We start from the raw sequence: 17748 nt of genomic DNA, 5'->3' as shown, positions 1-17748 counted from the left end.
GTGAACGGTGGTACGCCCGACGGCACATGGGGACAGGTGTACGCGCCCCATCGCGCTCCCCGTGCGCGGGTTCGATGCGGCCGCCTCCTTGACCGCTTCGCTTAACGCGCAGGCCACGTAGGGCTTACGCTCCTTCCTTGTCTTGATCTGTACCCCACTGCACATGTGAAGGCGGAACGCCGAAATGGACAGCGCAGAATACGAGCGCAAGATCGCCGCCCGATTCGCCACCTTCGACCAGGACGGGTCCGGGTATATCGACCGGGAGGACTTCAGCGCTGCCGCGAAGGCCGTCCTGGCCGAATTCGGTACCACCGCCCGGTCGGACAAGGGCCAGGCCGTCTTCGCGGGCGCCGAGGCCTTCTGGCAGGGAATGGCCGGAATCGCGGACGTCGACGGGGACCAGCGGGTGTCCCGCGAGGAGTTCATCACCGGGGCCGCGAAGCGGCTGCGCGACAACCCGCAGCGGTTCGCGGAGATCGCGCGGCCGTTCCTGCGGGCCGTGATCGCGGTGGCGGACGAGGACGGCGGCGGCACGATCCCGCCGAACGCCGCCCGGGTCCTGCGCGTCCTGGGCACGGCCCCGGAGCTGGCCGCGCAGGTGGCCGCGGCCCTGGACGCGGACCAGGACGGCCGCATCTCGGAGGACGAGATCCTGGCGGCCTTCGCGGGCTACTGCGGCGTGGAAGCCCCCGACGCGTAACGCCTGCGGCGCGCTCGGCAGCACATCCGGCTGCGCCGGCACGATCCGGCCCCGCCGGCACCATCCAGCCCCGCCGGCAATTGAGGCGCGGGGGTCTGGGGGCAGCGCCCCCAGCAGCGGGCCCGCACGGGCCCACCGCGCCTCGCGCCGGTATCCGGCCCCTGCGGCCCGGCTTCCTGGGGCGCTGCCCCAGACCCCGCGCCTCAATCGCCGGCGAGGCTGTACTTCGCTACGCGAACACGACCGTGCGGGCGCCGTTGAGCAGCACGCGGTGCTCGCTGTGCCACTTCACGGCCCGCGCGAGCGCCTGGCACTCCACGTCCCGCCCGATCGCGACCAGCTGGTCCGGCGTCACCTCGTGGCCCACCCGCTCGACCTCCTGCTCGATGATCGGCCCCTCGTCGAGGTTCGCCGTCACGTAGTGCGCGGTCGCGCCGATCAGCTTCACACCGCGCGCGTGCGCCTGGTGGTACGGCTTCGCGCCCTTGAAGCTCGGCAGGAACGAGTGGTGGATGTTGATGATCCGCCCGCTCAGTTCCGTGCACAGGTTGTCGGACAGCACCTGCATGTAGCGCGCCAGGACCACCAGGTCGACGTTCTCGGCGCGCACCAGCTCCAGCAGCTGCGCCTCCGCCTCCGCCTTCGTGTCCTTGGTGACGGGAATGTGCACGAACGGGATGTCGTAAGAGCCGACCAGTTCGGCGAACTCGGTGTGGTTGGAGACCACGGCCGCGATCTCGACCGGCAGGGCGCCGATCCGCGTGCGGAACAGCAGGTCGTTCAGGCAGTGCCCGAACTTGGACACCATGAGGATGATCCGCATGCGCTCCTCGGAGCGATGGATCTGCCAGTCCATCTTGAAAGAGTCGCCGATCGCGGCGAAGCTGGCGCGCAGCTTCTCGACCGTCACCGGGGGCTCGGCCTCGAAGTGCACCCGCATGAAGAAGAGTCCGGTCTCCCGGTCTCCGAACTGCTGGCTGTCCACGATGTTGCATCCGGTCATGAAGAGATAGCTCGACACGGCATGCACGATGCCCTGCTTGTCGGGGCAGGACATGGTCAGGACGTACTGGGGCTGGGCCTGGGCCTCGGTGTGCGGGTCGCTCATGACCGCACAGCCTTTCACACCGCGCGGGTGAGGATCTTCAACACATCGAGCGATGTCGGTCGCACGTCCGGGTCGTCCCCGTCGGCTTCCGCCAGCCGTACGTGCGCCTCGCGCGCGGCACGTACCGCCTCGGGCCACGCGTGGTGCTCCAGGTAGGCGGAGACCGGGGCGTCGGGCCCGACCTGGTGGAGGATGCGGAGCACCCGCAGCACGGCGAGGTCGACGACGGCCGCCTCCTGCGAATCGCGGAAGATCGTGCCGACGTACTTCTCGGCGGACCAGCTGTCGAGCCAGGTGTCCTCGACGAGCCGGTACACGGCGTCGGTGACGTCGCCGTACGCCTCGTCGCCGGTCAGCCAGGTGTCCTCGTGGAAGACCGGATCGGAAAGCATGTGCAGCGCCGAGCGCACGTTGCTGCGCCAGCGCCACCACGGCATGTCATTGAGGGGCATGCCGCCCATGGTGGAGGAGCGGCCGCCGCGTCGGGAAGGGTTCTTCGAACCTTGGGCGAATGTCACGCTTTCGATCGTACGTTCCTGGTCAGTGCGATCTTGAAGCGCCCAGGGGGACGGCACCCCCGCAATTCACCTGGGCGTCACCCGATGTTGTGTCCATCTCACTCGACAGTTACCGGTGGGGCGGAATGGTGCATGGACATGACCCTTTCGCGACGCGTCGCATCCCGCTCCCGCACCTTCGCGGCCACGGCCATGGGCGCGTGTCTCATCGCCGGTTGCGGGACGCTCCCCGGGGGCTCGGGGGACTCCGGGGGAACCGTCACCGTCATGACTTTCGCCCCGGAAGACACCAAAGCGACCAACATGCCCGGAATGACCGGCATGGCCAAGGCGTACGAGCGCTACGTGAATTCCAAGGGTGGGATCAACGGCCGCAAACTGCGCGTACTGACCTGCAACGAGAAGAACACGCCTTCCGGTGCCGCCGACTGCGCCCGCAAGGCCGTCACCGAGAAGGCCGTCGCCGTCGTCGGCTCCTACAGCCAGCACGGACGCGCCTTCATGGCCCCCTTGGAGGCGGAGAGCATCCCCTTCATCGGCGGCTACGGAGTCTCCTCCGAGGAGTTCCAGTCCCCGCTGTCGTACCCGGTCAACGGCGGCCAGCCCGTCCTCATCGCCGGCGCCGGCCACCAGCTGAGCCGCGCTTGCAGCCAGGTCGCCCTGGTCCGCCCGGACACCCTCGCGGCCGACACCCTGCCGGTCCTGCTCAACGCCGGACTGCGCGCCAACAAGATGGCGGACGCCTCCGACATCCGGGCCGCCGAGGACTCCGCCGACTTCGGACCGCAGGCCCGCGAGGCCCTCGCGCACACCAGCGGCACCGGTAAGGAGAAGGAAAAGGAGAAGGGCTGCGTGACCGCCGTGCTCGGCGAGCGCACCGAGACGTTCTTCGACGCCTTCCGCCGGACCGACGCCCAGCGCAAGAAGCCGCAGATCTCTTCCGTCCTGGGCAGCGTCAGCCAGGCCCTGGTGGACCGCACGGGCGGCAAGGAGAGCCCCTTCGAGGGGGCGTACCTGACCAGCTGGTACCCGGTGGCCACCGATCCCCTCTGGGAACCCATGCGGAAGGTGGTCGCCGAGTTCGCCTTCGGCGACGACACCGTCGACCCCGACGACAGCGGGGCGCAGACCACCTGGATCGCGTACACCGTGCTCAGCGAGATCCTCAAGCGCTTCAAGGAGGACGAGCCCGTCACCGGTCGCACGGTCAAGCGCGCCCTGAACGAGTCGCAGCCGGTCAACACCGGAGGCCTCACCCCGAACCTGAGCTGGCGCTACCAGGACATGCGCGCCGTCGCCGGCTTCCCCCGCATCGTCAACGGCCGGGTCACCTTCCAGATCGTGCAGGCCGGGCGGCTCGTGGCGCAGCCCGGCGAGCAGTCCCTGGACATGACCCCGACCCTGGTGACGGCCCCGCCCATGGCCTGATGCCCGACCACCTGCAACGACTCAGAGCTGGGACTTGTCCCGCTTGGTGAGGCCGTACTTGCCGGCGATCGCGTTCCACATGGTCGCGGCGGGCTCCTTGGCCTTGGTCGCCTCGCCGCTCGACCGGTTGCCTTCGGAGGCGTTCTTGGTGACCTTGGCCTTGCCGTCCTTGCACTTGTCGTCGTCCACGTCGTCCGCCCAGGCCGCGTAGCTGTTGTCGGCGTCCGCGGACGACTGCCAGGCCTTGGTCAGGGACGCGGACAGCTTCGCGTGGTCCGGGAGCTGGTCCACCTTCAGCTCCTGGAGTCGGGTGACGAGCTCCTCGCGCTGGCGGGCCGCGTCGCGCAGGTCGGCGGCCGCCTGGTCGAGGTTGCTGCAGCCCTTGATGTCTTCGACGGCCTTGATCACTGCGGCCCGGCTGTCGTTGCTGTCCGCGAGGAGCTTGTCCAGCTGGACGGCCTGCGAACGGGCCGGGTCGACGGGGGCCTCGCCGCCGGGCGCCGCGGAGCCGCCGCTCGCGGTCGGGGCCGCGGCGACCGCGCCGGGGTCGTTGTTCTGCGGCTTGCCGTCGGCGAGCAGCGCACCGACGCCGAGCCCGACGACGGCCAGACCGATGACCACCGCGCCGATGATCGCGGGCGAGACCTTGCGCGCGGGATCCTGGGGCGGCGGGGGCGCGGCGTACCGCTGCTGCGGGTGCGGCTGCTGGAACTGGGCTTGCTGCTGGTGCTGGGGCTGCTGCTGGTACTGGGGCTGCTGCGGGCGGGCCGGATGGGGTCGGCGCGGCGGCTGGCGCAGCACGGGCTCCTGGACGGGCGGCAGGTGCTGGGTCTGCCCGGCGGAGTCGTCGCCCCGGAAGAGCCCGTCGAACCCGTCCACGGCACGGTCGGCGGGGACCGGCGGTATGTACTGGGTAGCCGCCTCGCCGTGCGCGGGGGCCGCCGGGACCGGCGGAATGTACTGCGTCGCCGCCTCGTCGTGGCCGGGAGAGGCGGGAACCGGCGGAATGTACTGGGTCGCCGCCTCGCCGTGCGCGGGCCCCGCCGGAACCGGCGGAATATACTGCGTCGCCGCCTCGCCGTGCGCGGGCCCCGCCGGAACCGGCGGAATGTACTGCGTCGCCGCCTCGGGCAGCGGGGGGTAGCCGTAGCCGTGCGGATCGCCCGGCCCCTCGTAGCCGGGCCCCACCACGTGCCCGGGCGCGACCTCCGGGCCGGGGTAGGCCTGCGGATACCCGTACGCGGCCCCGGGCTGCTGCTGCGGCGGCTGCTGCTGGGGCGGCTGCGGCTGCTCCGGGTACGCCGGGTATCCGGACGCCGGGTCCGGACCCCACGGGGCACCCGGCTGGGGGGCGCCCCCTTGTCCGCTCTGCGTCACCGGGACTCCTTCTCCGACTCGCCCGACCGTACGGAACCGTCGGGTCACGCTACCCCGTCACGCACCGCCATCGTGAGAGCACCCCGAACCCGGTCCGACCCCGACCGGCGGGACACCCCCTACGCGGTCACCTCCAGCCGCGCTGCGAACTCCCGCACCGCCGCCTCCTCCCGGTACGGCTCCAGCCGCGAGCGGAAGTCCTCCAGGTACTCCACGCCCCGGTTCGAGCGCAGCCCCTCCAGCAGTTCCGCCGCCTGCGTCGCCGTCACGCAGGCCTGTTCCACCTCCCGCTGCTGCACCTGCGCCGCCGCCAGCAGCAGCAGCCCGATGGCCCGGCGGCGCGCCTTGCCCGCCGGCAGGCCTCGTAGGGCCTCCTCCGCCCGCCTGGCCGCCGCGTCCGCCTGGCCCAGGTCGCGGTGGCAGTGCGCCAGCTCGTCCGCGAGGTACGCCGCGTCGAAGTGGCGGATCCACACCGGATCGTCACCCGACTCCGGCTCCGCCCGCTCCAGCGCGCTCACCGCCCGCCCGGACAACACCGCCGTCGCCCGGGCGTCCCCGAGCAGCGCGTGGCCGCGCGCCTCGGCCGCGTAGAACATGGCCTCGACCCGCGGGGTGACCTGCCCCCGCGTCCCCTCCTGGGCGGCCCGCGCCAGCTGCGCGATCTCCCGCGGGTTGCCCAGTTCGGCGGCGAGGTGGCTCATGGACGCCGCGAGCACGTAGCCCCCGTACGCCCGGTCCCCCGCCGCCTGGGCGAGGCGCAGCGCCTGGATGTAGTACCGCTGGGCCAGGCCCGGCTGGCCCGTGTCCACCGCCATGTAGCCGGCGAGCTCCGTCAGCCGGGCCACCGACGCGAACAGGGCCCGCCCGACGGGTTCCCGGTAGGAGCCGCCGATCAGCCCGGACACCACCGAGTTGAGGTAGTGCACGACCACCGGCCGGACGTGCCCGCTGCCGAAGCGGTGGTCGAGGTCCTTGAGGGCCTCGGTGGTCGCACGGACCGCCTCCACGTCCGGCATGCCGACCCGGGAGCCGCCGCTGCGGGCGACCTGGGTGTCGGCCCCGGTGATCAACCAGTCGCGGCTCGGCTCCACGAGCGCGGAGGCGGCCACGCTGGAGCCCGCGAGGAAGTCGCGGCGGCCGACGTCGCTGCGCCACAGCTCGCAGACCTGCTCGATCGCGCCGATGACGGTCGGGGAGAACTGCAGGCCGACGCCGGAGGCGAGGTTCTTCCCGTTGGCCATGCCGATCTCGTCGATGGTGACGGTCCGACCGAGTTTGCGCCCGAGCGCCTCGGCGATGATTCCGGGAGCCCGGCCGCGCGGCTGCTGGCCGCGCAGCCAGCGGGCCACGGAGGTCTTGTCGTAGCGGAGATCGAGGCCGTGTTCGGCCCCGCACATGTTCACGCGCCGAGCGAGCCCGGCGTTGGAGCACCCGGCTTCCTGGATGAGCGCCTGCAGCCGTTCGTTCGGCTGGCGGGCGACGAGAGGCCTGGCTGCCATGAAAACCCCCTGCTGACCGCGGGTGATCCGTTGGAATGATCACTTCCCGCCTGATGTGCGGAGAATCTTCCGCTCTGCGTCGTGTCGCTACCCAACTCCGGCGCTCCGGCCTCCTACGCGCCCCCACGCGTGCATCAGTGCGCCCCGTATGCAGGATCGATGCTCCGCCCGCCGCCGGGTTTACGCCCGTAACCCCGGGTGACCCGAGGAGTTGTGATGGTCGTGGAAGAGACCATCGGAGTCACGGAGACCGCACCCATCCCCAAGCAGCGCGGCGAGCAGCTGCTGGACCATGCCGTGCGGTACGCGGAAGAACGGCACTGGGACGTCTTCGCCGGCACCTGGTTGGAGCCCGCGGACGGCCGCGAACTGTGCTCCTGCGGGGCGACGGACTGCCCGGTTCCCGGCGCGCACCCGACGGTGAAGGACTGGGCGGCCCAGGCCACCGGCAGCGCGGTGCAGGTCCGACGGATCTGGGCGAAGCACCCGCAGGCCTCGATCCTGCTGCCGACGGGCCGCACGTTCGACGCGCTGGACGTGCCCGAAACGGCCGGGTTCCTCGCGCTGGCACGGCTGGAGCGGATGGAGCGCACCCTCGGGCCGGTCACCCTCACGCCCGACCACCGGATGCTGTTCTTCGTCCTGCCGGGCGCCGGCGTCAAGGTGCCCGACCTGGTGCGCAAGCTGGGCTGGCCGGCCGCCACGATGGACCTGGTGGCGCGGGGCGAGGGCGAATACGTCGCGGCGCCGCCCACCCGCTTCGGCGGCCGGGGCTCGGTCCAGTGGGCGCGGCGGCCCACACCCGCGAACCGGTGGCTGCCCGACACCGAGGAGCTGATCGACGCGTTGGCGTACGCGTGCGGCAGCGAGGCCGCGGCGGAACGCAAGCGCCGCCAGGGCTGACGCCGTCCCCTGAACTCGCCCTCCGCCCCTGCGAAATCAGGGCGAAAACTGATGACATAAGTAATTGCTCAAGCCTCTCCCCCGCCTCCTATGGTGAAGAAGGAACGACCAACGGGGACGTGATGAGAGGCAGGCGCATGCCGGACCAGGGCGATGCGACGGGTGGAACGTACGGAACGGGTGGCGCGCGGTCCGCGCCGCCCGCCGTGCGGGTGGAAGGTCTGTGGAAGCGGTTCGGCGACCAGGTGGCAGTCGCCGGGATCGACCTGGAGCTGCCCGCGGGACAGTTCATCGGTCTGGTGGGCCCCAACGGCGCGGGCAAGACGACCACGCTGTCGATGGTGACCGGCCTGCTGCGCCCGGACATGGGGCGCGTCCACGTCGCGGGGCACGACGTGTGGGCCGACCCGACCGAGGTGAAGGCGCGGATCGGCGTACTGCCCGAGGGGCTGCGGCTCTTCGAGCGGCTGTCGGGGCGCGAACTGCTCGGCTACATGGGCCGGCTGCGCGGGCTCCCCGGCGAGGAGACCGACAAGCGGGCGACGCAGCTGCTGGACGTCCTCGACCTCGCGGGCTCGCAGCACAAGCTGGTCGTGGACTACTCGACCGGTATGCGCAAGAAGATCGGCTTGGCGGCGGCGCTGCTGCACAACCCCGAAGTGCTCTTCCTGGACGAACCGTTCGAGGGCGTCGACCCGGTGTCGGCGCAGACCATCCGCGGGGTGCTGGAGCGGTACACGACCTCCGGCGCCACGGTCATCTTCTCCTCCCACGTGATGGAGCTCGTCGAGTCGCTGTGCGACTGGGTGGCCGTGATGGCCGCCGGCCGGATCCGCGCCGCGGGCCCGCTGGCCGACGTACGGGGCTCCGCGCCCTCGCTGCAGGCCGCCTTCCTCGAACTGGTCGGCGCGCACGGGCGCGACGCGGCCGGGGACTCGCTGGAGTGGCTCGGCGGCGGCTCCGGGGCGGGATCGCGATGACCTCGCCCGCCAACCCGGCCGCCGGCCCGGCCGGCACCGTGACCACTCCCGCCACCGGGTCCACCCGGTCCACCGGAACCACCGGAGCCTCGTCCGTCGCGACGGTCCCGCTGACCCCGGTCTTCGTCCGCCTCAAGCTATCGCTCCTGCGCAACGGGCTGAAGGGCTCCTCCAAGCGCAAGGCCGCCTACTTCTCGACGCTCGCCTTCGCCCTGGTCGTCGGCTTCTTCGTGACGCTCGGCCTGGCCCTGCTGCACGGGAACGCCCACGCCGGCACGGTCGTCGTCCTGCTGGCCGCGATCCTGGCCCTCGGCTGGGCCTTCATGCCGCTGTTCTTCCCCACCGGGGACGAGACCCTCGACCCGAGCCGGCTGGTCATGCTGCCGCTGCGCCCGCGTCCTCTCGTCCGGGCCCTCCTCGCCTCCTCGCTGGTCGGCATCGGGCCGCTGTTCACGCTGTGCCTGGCCATCGGCTCCGTACTGGCCGTCGCGCGCGGCGCCGCCGGCGCGGTGGCCGCGGTGGTGGCCGCGCCCCTGCTGGTGCTCGGCTGCGTGACCCTCGCGCGGGCGGTGGCCACGGCCAACGTGCGGCTGCTGAGCAGCCGCAAGGGGCGGGACATGGCGATCCTCAGCGGTCTGCTGATCGCGGTGGGCGGACAGCTGGCCAACTTCGGCAGTCAGCGCCTCTTCCAGGCCGGCGGCCTCAGCACGCTGGAGCCGGTCGAAGCCGTGGTGCGCTGGCTGCCGCCGGCGACCGCCGTCGGCATGGTGGACTCGGCGAGCGAGGGCGCGTACGGGGTGGCGGCCGCCCAACTGGCCCTGACCCTGGCCGCCGTGGCCGCCCTCCTGTGGTTCTGGGAGCGGAGCCTGACCCGGCTGATGGTCACCCCGGACGGCTCGACCCTCACGGCGGCCCAGCCGGCCAAGGACCGCGGCGCGGGCGGCCTGTGGTCCCTGCTGCCCGCCGGCCGGACGGGCGCGACCATGCAGCGCACGCTGCGCTACGCCGTGCGCGACCCGAAGACCAAGGCGTCCTGGGTGACCGCGCTGGCGATCGGCCTGATCATCCCCGTCTTCAACGCCCTCCAGGGCACGGGGTCCGTCTACCTCGGCTGCTTCGGCGCGGGCATGCTCGGCATGCAGATGTACAACCAGTTCGGCCAGGACACCTCCGCGTTCTGGATGGTCGCGCAGACCATCTCCTCCACGCGCGACGCGTACGTGGAACTGCGCGCGCGGGCCGCCTCGCTGGCCCTGGTCACCGTCCCGTACACGGTCCTGGTCATGGTGATCACGGCCGTGGTGATCGGCGATTGGTCCACCTTCCCGGCGGCCACGGGCCTGGCCCTGGCCCTGCTGGGCTCGATGCTCTGCACGGGGGCACTGGCCTCGGCCCGCTTCCCGTACTCGATCCCGTCGGACGGCGCCTTCAAGAACGTCGCCCCGGGACAGGCCGGGCTCGCCTGGGCGGGCATCTTCGGCGGGCTGCTGGCCTCGGCGGTGATCTCCGCCCCGGTGATCGCCCTGACGATCTGGCTCAAGGTGGGTGACCACCAGGACATCTCCTGGATCGTGCTCCCGCTGGGTGTGGCCTGGGGCGCACTGGCCACCTGGACGGGCCTGCGGCTCGCGGCCCCGACGGTGGCGCGCAAGCTCCCGGAGATCCTGTGGGCGGTCAGCAAGGGCTGACCGCCGGCCGCTGACCACCGGCCGCTGACGGTGCCGGAACGGGCCGGCCTCCCCTCCCCTCGCGGGAGCGGAGGCCGGCCCTTTTCGCGCGGGCCCGGCGTCAGTTGGCGGCGAGCAGGACGAGTACGGCGATCGAGCCGGCGAAGACGACGACGTGCCGGAGGTTCTGGAGGTACGGCATCACCCAGTCGGGGAAGCCGTCCTCGGCGGCCCGGAGCATGGACCTGACGTCGATGCGCTGCAGTTCGGCGTCCCCGGACTTGGCGAAGGCGGCGGTCACGGACGGCACGGCGGTCAGGTTCGAGTAGAGGATCACGCAGTTCACGAGGATGACGAGCGGCTGGACGACCCAGGACACCGTCCCGCTCCACGAGCTACCGGCGACCTGGAGCACGGCGGGCAGGGCCAGCGCTGCCGCGATCCCGACGGGGGCCCAGGTCTCGTGCCCGCCGGCGTCGAGCCGCATGCCGTTCTCGGCCATGACGCTGGTGCGCACCCCCTGCCGCCCCAACTCGGCCTCGACGGCGGCCTGGGCACGGGCGCCGTAGCGGCTGCGCACGACGGGGATGCTCAGGAAGGCGACGGCGATCAGGAGCTGCAGGGCGGCGACGGCGTTCATCGGGGGACCTCGTTCTCTCGGTGCTTGCCTGGTGAGGTGGCCACCATGAAGCCGAGCCCTGACAGGCCTCGAACACCCCGCTGACAGACCGCTGACACGACCTATGTCTGCGTACGAATCCCTCTGACGCGCGGAATTGTCAATGCCTGTGGCCGGTGAAGCCGGGGAGGCCGGTGAGGCTGGGGAGACGGGAGATGGTGGTCACGAACCGGTGAGGAGGTCGGGCAGTTTGCCCATGTCGTCGAAGATGACGGTGTCGGGGCCTTCAAGTCGGTGCGCGGGTGTCATTCCCCCGGCGTAGGCGAATGCGCGCATCCCTGCCGCTCGGGCCGCTTGCAGACCGTATTGGCTGTCCTCGACCACGGCACACGCCTCGGGCGCGACGCCCATCTGCTGCGCAGCGTGGAGGAACAGATCAGGTGCTGGTTTGCCGTGCTCGACCTCGGTGGCGCTGAAGATCCTGCCTTCGAAGCGTTGATGGAGGCCGGTGATTCCCAAGGTGAAACGCATCTTGTCGTGGCTCCCGCTGGAAGCCACGCAGGTGGGGAGGCCCGTGAGCGCATCGAGGGCGTCGACGATGCCGGGGACGGGGGTGAGCTCGGCTGCCAAGGCGTCGCGGTAGAGGGGCCTGAACTCCTCCTCCCAGTCGGCCGGCAGGCTGTGCCCGAGGTGGGCCTCTATCTCCTCCGTCATCGACTGGCTCGAGCGGCCCATGAACCGGTCGACGATCTCGGCTTCGGTGAGGTTCCACCCCAGTTCGGCCAGGACAAGGGCATCCACGCGCACGGCTATGCGTTCGCTGTCGACCAATACGCCGTCGCAGTCGAATATGACGAGTTCAATCGGATGGATCATCCCCGCAGGATAGGTGGGCCCTCCGGTCACGCCGCAGCGCTGTGCTCAGGCCGCTCGACGAGGTGTTCGCAGGTCGCGAGGGTCTGGCCTGTCGGCCCCGCCCGAGCAGATCCGCCGAACCGGGACCCACCACGTTCACGCGAACCGCCGCCGACCCCGCCCGTCGGACCGGCCGGGCCGAACCCCGGGGCCGTCGTCGGTGCGGCGGTCGGCGCCGGGGCGGAGCCGGTGGGTGGTCAGGGGGCTTCTGCTTTGATCCCGTCGAGGAAGGGTTCCAGGACCTCGCGCCAGGCCGTCGGCTGGTCGTAGTGGAGGTAGTGGCCGGCGTCGGGGATTTCCGCGTACTGGCCGGCCGGGAGGACGCGGACCATTTCCTGGGCCTCGGCCCGGCCCAGTTCGCCGTCGAGGCCGCGGACCACCAGGGTCGGGCAGCGGACCTGGGCGAGCTCCTCCCAGTGGGCGTCGTGGACCCAGGTCTCGCGGGCCGTCAGCATCTGGCGGCGGGAGAAGACCGGGCGCCAGCCGTCCGCGGCCTCGTGCATGACCTCGGCGAAGAAGGCACCGCGGCCGGGGTCGGGGCGTTCCACCCGGGGGTCGTCCTCGCCGAACCAGCGGCGGGCCGCGTCCTGGGTGGGGAAGGGCAGGGGCCAGTGGTGGAACCAGTCCTCCCATTCCTGCTGGGAGGCCGCGCCCAGGGCGGAGGCGCGCATGTCGCAGATGACCACGGCTTCGACCAGGTCCGGGCGGCGGGCCGCGAGCTGCCAGGCGGTGAGGGCGCCCATGGAGTGGCCGATCAGCGTCACGGGGGCGAGGCCGAGCTGTTCGACGGCCGCTTCGGCGTCGGCCACGAAGGCCTCGCGGCCCAGGGAGGTCGGGATGCCGTCGGGGGCGGCGGGCGGGCGGGCGCTCTGGCCGTGTCCGCGCTGGTCCAGGGCCACGACGCGGCGGCGCTCACGGAGCCAGCGGGCGGTGCCGGCCCAGTGGAAGGCGCGGCCCATCAGGCCGTGCAATAACAGCGCCCCGGGGCGGGTGTCGGGCTCGGCCTCTGCTTCGCGGAACTCCCAGGCGGCCAGGCGGACGCCTTCGGCCCCTGTCACATCGACGCGCTGTACCACCGCAGATGCACCCCCTTCGCTCCCCGCCAGACTATCGAACCCGCATTCGAAAACGGGCTTCTCGCCCACTACACCGCTCTTTCGAGTGACCTTGCTCAAGGATTGACAGCCGCTGCCGATGGAGATCCTTTCAACAGGGAGGCGGGCCGCTCGGGGAAGACGGTCCGAGGGGACGACCTTGAGAGCTCGGGGCTCCAGGTCACAAGGGGAGGACCGGTCCCGGCGCCGAAAGGCGCCGGGACCGCCCACACCAAAAGCTGGTCATCCGTACGGGTCACGACCCGTGGGGCGGACCCCCCGGGGGCACGACTCGTACGGGCCGAGCCACCGGACGCGTCCGCGCCGACGCGAACGCCGACGGGACAGCGGTCAGCGCTTCGCCACGAACACGTGCGAGGCGACCTCCACGTCCAACTCGGCGGCCTCACCGCCACTGCCGACCAGCACACCCCCCGGTGACTCGGTCACGCTCACCACCGAACCGGGCTGCACGCCCGCCCGCCGGAGCGTGTACATCAGCTGGGCGTCCGTCTGGATCGGCTCACCGATCCGCCGGACGACCACGGTCTTGCCCTCGGTTCCCGCGTCGAGCTCGGACAGGCTGACCATGCCGTCCTCCAGGAACGGGTCGGCCTCGGCCTTCTCACCCAGTTCCTCCAGCCCCGGGATCGGGTTCCCGTACGGCGACTCGGTCGGGTGGCGCAGCAGCTCCAGCACCCGCCGCTCCACCGCCTCGCTCATCACGTGCTCCCAACGGCAGGCCTCTGCGTGCACCTGCTCCCACTCCAGGCCGATGACGTCGACGAGCAGGCACTCCGCGAGCCGGTGCTTGCGCATGACGCGCGTGGCCAGTCGGCGACCCTCCTCGGTCAGTTCGAGGTGCCGGTCGCTGGCGACGGCCACCAGGCCGTCCCGCTCCATGCGCGCCACCGTCTGGCTCACCGTCGGACCGCTCTGGTCGAGCCTCTCGGCGATCCGGGCGCGCATGGGGACCACGCCTTCCTCTTCCAGCTCGAGGATGGTGCGGAGATACATCTCCGTGGTATCGATCAGTCCGGACATTCGTGCCCCTCGGATTGCGTGCGCTGGCCCTGCCCCCAATTCTGACGCATCGGGCCGACAACCGTCCCGTGCCGAGCGTCAAGACCGCTCCCGGACATCCCCCCGGCATCCCCGGGGCGTCCGCGGGAAGATCGTCCGGGGATCTCCGGGGCGCACGACCAGAGCTTTCGGCACGGGATTGACGTTCGTATTGACACGCCCTTGGTCCAGACCGCACGGTGAGCGGCGGACACGGACGCTCCCCCACCTCTGGAAGGGCCATCGGCGTATGAGCGAGAGCAAGCTGGCCGGTCAGTTCTTCGATGCCGCCATCGGTCTGCTGGAGCGGGTGCGGGACGAGGAGGCCCCGCACATCGCCGAGGCCGGCTCCCTCATCGCCGACGCGGTCGCCGCCGGCAACCGGCTCTTCGCCTTCGGCGCCGGGCATTCCTCGCTGCCCGCCCAGGACGTCGTCTACCGGGCCGGCGGTCTCGCCCTGATGAACTTCCTCGCCGTCCCCGGCACGGCCGGCGTCGACGTCATGCCCGCGACGCTGGGCAGCGCCCTGGAACGGGTCGACGGCCTGGCCGGCGCCGTCCTCGACAGCAGCCCCGCCTCCGACGGCGACGTCCTCGTGATCATCTCCCTCTCCGGGCGCAACGCCCTGCCCGTCGAGATGGCGATGAACGCCCGCGCCATCGGCCTCAAGGTCATCGGCGTGACCTCGGTGGCGTACGCGACCGGGACCAAGTCACGGCACGTCTCCGGCACCTTCCTCAAGGACCACTGCGACGTCGTCCTCGACAGCAAGATCGCGGTCGGCGACGCCGAGCTGAGCATCGACGGCATCGACGCGCCCTTCGCCCCCGCCTCCACCGTCGTGACCAGCGCGATCATGCAGGCGGTCATGGCGACGGCGGCCGGCGAGCTCGCCGCCCGCGGGGTGGAGCCCCCGCTGCTGCGCTCGGGCAACGTCGACGGCGGCCACGAGTGGAACGGCCGCGTCATGCAGGAGTACGGCGACCGGATCTTCTTCCGGCACTGAGGAGTCGACCCGGGGTGCGCCTGCCGCCACCCGGGCCGCGCTCAGTCCCCGCCCGGACCGCCCGAAGCGCCCGGACGGGCCGGACGCGCCGCCAGGTCCAGGTCGGCCGCGACCCGGGCCGCGACCTCCTCCGCGTACGCCGCGTCCGCGCGCTCGAAGGCCACCCGCGAGGGCCCGCGCAGGAACGTCAGCGCCCCCAGGGTCCGCCCCCGGCTCCGCAGCACCGTGCACAGCACGTGCGCGGCGCCCTCCGGCCACTGACGAGCCCGCGCCCACTCCGCGTCCACCTCCCCGCGCGGGGCGCTGGTGCGCACCGAGCCGATCCGGTCCAGGGCCTGCAACGCCGGGTGCCCGGCCGCGTACCGCACGGGGATGGACCCGGGGCCCGGGAGCACCGGCGGCGACGCGGCGGACCGTACGAGCCTGCGCCGCTCGGGGTCGGCCGTGGGGTCCAGTACGTCCAGCAGCGCGTGCTCGGCGAAGCCGGCGAGGGCGAAGTCCAGGCGTACGGAGGCCGCTTCGGCCGGGTCCTCGCACTCGGCGGCGGCCCGCCCCGCACGGTGGAGCTGGTGCGAGCGGAACCGCATCTGCGCGGTGTCCAGTTGCTCCTGGCGGGCCTCGGTGACGTCCTGGAACAGCCAGCCCACGCCCAGCGGTACGGGCTCCTCCGCGAGCGGCGAGGCCAGCCGCAGGAACCCGCACCGCCAGCACCTGCGCCGCACCCCCTCCGCCGTGCGCACCGACACCCACATCTCCACCGGCGCGGGCGGGGCCCCCTCGGCGAGCACGTGTTGGAGCGCGCCCTCCAACTCCTCGACGCCCTGGGCCAGCAGCTCTCCCAGGGGTCGCCCGAGCAGTGCGGTGCGGCCGCTCCCAAAGGCCCGTGCGGCGTGCGCGTTGACCACGGCGGGCCGCAGGTCGACGTCGACCAGGACGACGCCCCACGAGGCGTCCTCCATCAGGGCCTCGCTCAGCGCGATGGAGCGTTCCAGGTCGATCTGGGCGTGCACCTCGCTGAAGGCGCAGTACACCCCGGCGGGTTTCCCGTCCGCGCCGGGCACCCCGGCGGACTGGGTCCGTACGAGGACGCGCCCGCCGTCCTTGGTCAGCAGCGCGAACTCGTGCACCTGCCGGCCGGGCACGTGCTGGGCGGCCATCAGCCGGTCCTGGACGTCGTGCGCGTCGGCGGCCCGTACCGCCCAGCCCTCGAAGCCCTTGCGGCCCACGGCCTCGGCGGCGGTCCACCCCAGGATCCGCTCGGCCTCGCGGTTCCAGTGGGTGATCACGCCATCGGCGTCGAACGCGCACAGGGCGGCGTCCATCCCGTCCAGCAGCGCTGCGAGCAGATCGTCAGCGGTCTCGTTACGTCCGTAAGCACTCACCTGGAACCCCCAGCAGGTGTTCGCGTATGCGGCACGTCAGATCATTGAACTCGAACGTGACCCACGCCACATCGCTTTCGGGGAAATCGGCGCATCCCCTACACCTGGGAAAGCACCCACCGGAACGGCCACGCGTTCGAGTGTCGGAAGAGGTCCTGCGCTTACTGCGATGCCACGGGGGTGCCTCTCCATATCGATCACGTCCGCGCACGGAGCCGGGGCGGATCGGACCGGGCTTGCCGAAGAGCCACACGCTCGACGCCCTGGCCACCGGTGTCATCGTGGTGGCGGCCGTCGTACCCGGAGGAAAGCGGGTCGGCAGGTGGATGGGGCGCATCGTGGTCCGGCCCAGCGGCCAGCATCGCATCACCACGTTGACCAGCCGCTTTGATGTCTCCCACCGGAACTTGCGGCTACTCCGGAGAGCCGATGGCTACACCTATGGATGTGCCGACGAAATTCGATTGAGCGGACGGCACAGGCCTGCCTAGAGTGGAGACACACTGAAAGGAGGTGATCCCGGAAATGTATGAACTCCGGACGCGTGAGGTGACTGCGGGCTAGCGCCCGTCGTCGCACGCACCCAGTGCAGTGCCCGGCGGAATCGCCTGGCGCCAATCCCAAGCAGTCACCCGACCCGCGGGCTCGCCGGTACGTCCGGCCGGCTTCTCTCACTGCAGGAGAGAAACCCGAGCCCGCGGGTCGTCTGTTTTCCCCGGATGCCCCGGGCACCCCGGACGCCGCTGACGCCGCTGGCGCCGCCTACGGGCAGAGCCGCTCCAGGCGCCACTTGTCCCCGTCCAGGACGTAGTGCAGACGGTCGTGCAGGCGGTTCTCGTGGCCCTGCCAGAACTCCACCTCCTGCGGGACCACGCGCAGGCCGCCCCACTCCGGCGGGACCGGCACCTGCTCGCCCTCCGGGTAGCGGGCCTCCAGCTCGGCGTAGCGCCGGTCCAGCTCCGCACGGGAGTCGATCACGCTGGACTGCTCGCTCGCCCAGGCGCCCAGCTGGGAGCCGTGCGGGCGGGAGCGGAAGTACGCGGCCGTCTCGTCGCGGCCGATCCGGGCCGCGGTACCGGTGACGATCACCTGGCGGGCGATCGGGTGCCACGGGAAGAGCAGGGCGACGTGCGGGTTCTCGGCCAGCTCACGGCCCTTGCGGGAGGCGTAATTGGTGAAGAAGACGAAGCCCCTGCCGTCGAACTGCTTCATCAGCACCGTCCGCGAGCTGGGCCGTCCGTCCGGGGTGGCCGTCGATACGACCATGGCGTTCGGCTCGAAGAGGTGCGAGTCGGCGGCCTGCTGGAACCAGAGCGCGAACTGGTCCATCGGATTCTCGGCGAGACTCCCCTCGTCGACGATCTCCGAGCGGTACTGCTTGCGCATCATGGCGGGGTCAATGTCCTGATCGGTCACGCTGGCCATCCTGCCGCAGCCGGACCGGTGACGGTGTGCCGTATGTCACGCTTCCGCAGTCGGGGCGGAGC

General features: G+C 71.7%; 16 protein-coding genes. 6 read left to right on the top strand and 10 right to left on the bottom strand.

The window, feature by feature from the left end; genetic code table 11:
- Positions 1-184 precede the first annotated feature (184 nt).
- Positions 185-703, top strand: coding sequence for an EF-hand domain-containing protein (locus tag OG594_RS04225; RefSeq protein ID WP_266595269.1), 519 nt, complete (start codon positions 185-187; stop codon positions 701-703).
- A gap of 229 nt (positions 704-932) precedes the next feature.
- On the opposite strand, the gene purU is transcribed toward OG594_RS04225, so the two are convergent.
- Together purU and OG594_RS04215 are read right to left on the bottom strand one after the other, a co-directional pair.
- Positions 933-1811 (bottom strand): formyltetrahydrofolate deformylase, encoded by an 879-nt coding sequence (purU, locus tag OG594_RS04220; protein ID WP_266595267.1) that lies wholly within the window; start codon positions 1809-1811, stop codon positions 933-935.
- 14 nt (positions 1812-1825) lie between these two features.
- Positions 1826-2272 (bottom strand): hypothetical protein, encoded by a 447-nt coding sequence (locus OG594_RS04215; RefSeq protein ID WP_266602586.1) that lies wholly within the window; start codon positions 2270-2272, stop codon positions 1826-1828.
- Between the two features lie 195 nt (positions 2273-2467).
- Here OG594_RS04215 and OG594_RS04210 point away from each other — a divergent pair, with 195 nt between their 5' ends.
- The gene (locus OG594_RS04210; RefSeq protein ID WP_266595265.1) at positions 2468-3757 is read left to right on the top strand and encodes an ABC transporter substrate-binding protein; all 1290 of its coding nucleotides are present in this window, start codon (positions 2468-2470) and stop codon (positions 3755-3757) included.
- A gap of 21 nt (positions 3758-3778) precedes the next feature.
- On the opposite strand, the gene OG594_RS04205 is transcribed toward OG594_RS04210, so the two are convergent.
- Positions 3779-5134: a hypothetical protein gene (locus OG594_RS04205; protein ID WP_266595263.1), complete on the bottom strand. Its 1356-nt coding sequence runs from the start codon at positions 5132-5134 to the stop codon at positions 3779-3781.
- 119 nt (positions 5135-5253) lie between these two features.
- Entirely contained in the window at positions 5254-6633 is a 1380-nt protein-coding gene (locus tag OG594_RS04200; protein WP_266595261.1) for a transcriptional regulator, read from the bottom strand.
- Positions 6634-6855: 222 nt separating this feature from the next.
- Between OG594_RS04200 and OG594_RS04195 the strand changes: the two genes are divergently transcribed.
- The 3 genes from OG594_RS04195 (at position 6856) to OG594_RS04185 (ending at position 10204) form a co-directional block, all read left to right on the top strand.
- Positions 6856-7536 carry a bifunctional DNA primase/polymerase gene (locus OG594_RS04195; protein WP_266602584.1) on the top strand — a complete coding sequence of 227 codons (681 nt, stop codon included), beginning with the start codon at positions 6856-6858 and terminating at the stop codon, positions 7534-7536.
- A gap of 137 nt (positions 7537-7673) precedes the next feature.
- Positions 7674-8516, top strand: coding sequence for an ABC transporter ATP-binding protein (locus OG594_RS04190; RefSeq protein WP_266595259.1), 843 nt, complete (start codon positions 7674-7676; stop codon positions 8514-8516).
- A complete protein-coding gene (locus OG594_RS04185; protein ID WP_266595257.1) occupies positions 8513-10204 on the top strand; it encodes a transporter in 1692 nt (563 codons plus the stop codon). Before OG594_RS04190 ends, OG594_RS04185 begins: the two co-directional genes overlap by 4 nt.
- Positions 10205-10304: 100 nt before the next feature.
- Here OG594_RS04185 and OG594_RS04180 read toward each other — a convergent pair whose 3' ends face one another.
- The 4 genes from OG594_RS04180 to OG594_RS04165 all read right to left on the bottom strand — a co-directional run bounded on the left by OG594_RS04180 (position 10305) and on the right by OG594_RS04165 (position 13855).
- Entirely contained in the window at positions 10305-10823 is a 519-nt protein-coding gene (locus tag OG594_RS04180; RefSeq protein WP_266595255.1) for a hypothetical protein, read from the bottom strand.
- A gap of 201 nt (positions 10824-11024) precedes the next feature.
- On the bottom strand, positions 11025-11678 hold the full coding sequence (locus OG594_RS04175; RefSeq protein WP_266595253.1) for an HAD family phosphatase: 654 nt from the start codon (positions 11676-11678) through the stop codon (positions 11025-11027).
- Positions 11679-11914: 236 nt separating this feature from the next.
- Positions 11915-12793: an alpha/beta fold hydrolase gene (locus OG594_RS04170; RefSeq protein WP_266595251.1), complete on the bottom strand. Its 879-nt coding sequence runs from the start codon at positions 12791-12793 to the stop codon at positions 11915-11917.
- 369 nt (positions 12794-13162) lie between these two features.
- Positions 13163-13855, bottom strand: a complete 693-nt coding sequence (locus OG594_RS04165) for a metal-dependent transcriptional regulator (RefSeq protein ID WP_030009575.1) — start codon at positions 13853-13855, stop codon at positions 13163-13165.
- Positions 13856-14123: 268 nt separating this feature from the next.
- Here OG594_RS04165 and OG594_RS04160 point away from each other — a divergent pair, with 268 nt between their 5' ends.
- A complete protein-coding gene (locus tag OG594_RS04160; protein WP_266595247.1) occupies positions 14124-14879 on the top strand; it encodes an SIS domain-containing protein in 756 nt (251 codons plus the stop codon).
- 41 nt (positions 14880-14920) lie between these two features.
- Here OG594_RS04160 and OG594_RS04155 read toward each other — a convergent pair whose 3' ends face one another.
- Entirely contained in the window at positions 14921-16261 is a 1341-nt protein-coding gene (locus tag OG594_RS04155) for a PAS domain-containing protein (protein WP_266595241.1), read from the bottom strand.
- 762 nt (positions 16262-17023) lie between these two features.
- Positions 17024-17686: a pyridoxamine 5'-phosphate oxidase gene (gene pdxH / locus OG594_RS04150; RefSeq protein ID WP_266595239.1), complete on the bottom strand. Its 663-nt coding sequence runs from the start codon at positions 17684-17686 to the stop codon at positions 17024-17026.
- Positions 17687-17748 lie beyond the last annotated feature (62 nt).

The organism is Streptomyces sp. NBC_01214, assembly GCF_026340975.1.
GTDB lineage: Bacteria > Actinomycetota > Actinomycetes > Streptomycetales > Streptomycetaceae > Streptomyces.
The sequence above is the reverse complement of the archived record's forward strand: the minus strand, read 5'-3'. Positions and strand labels throughout refer to the sequence as shown.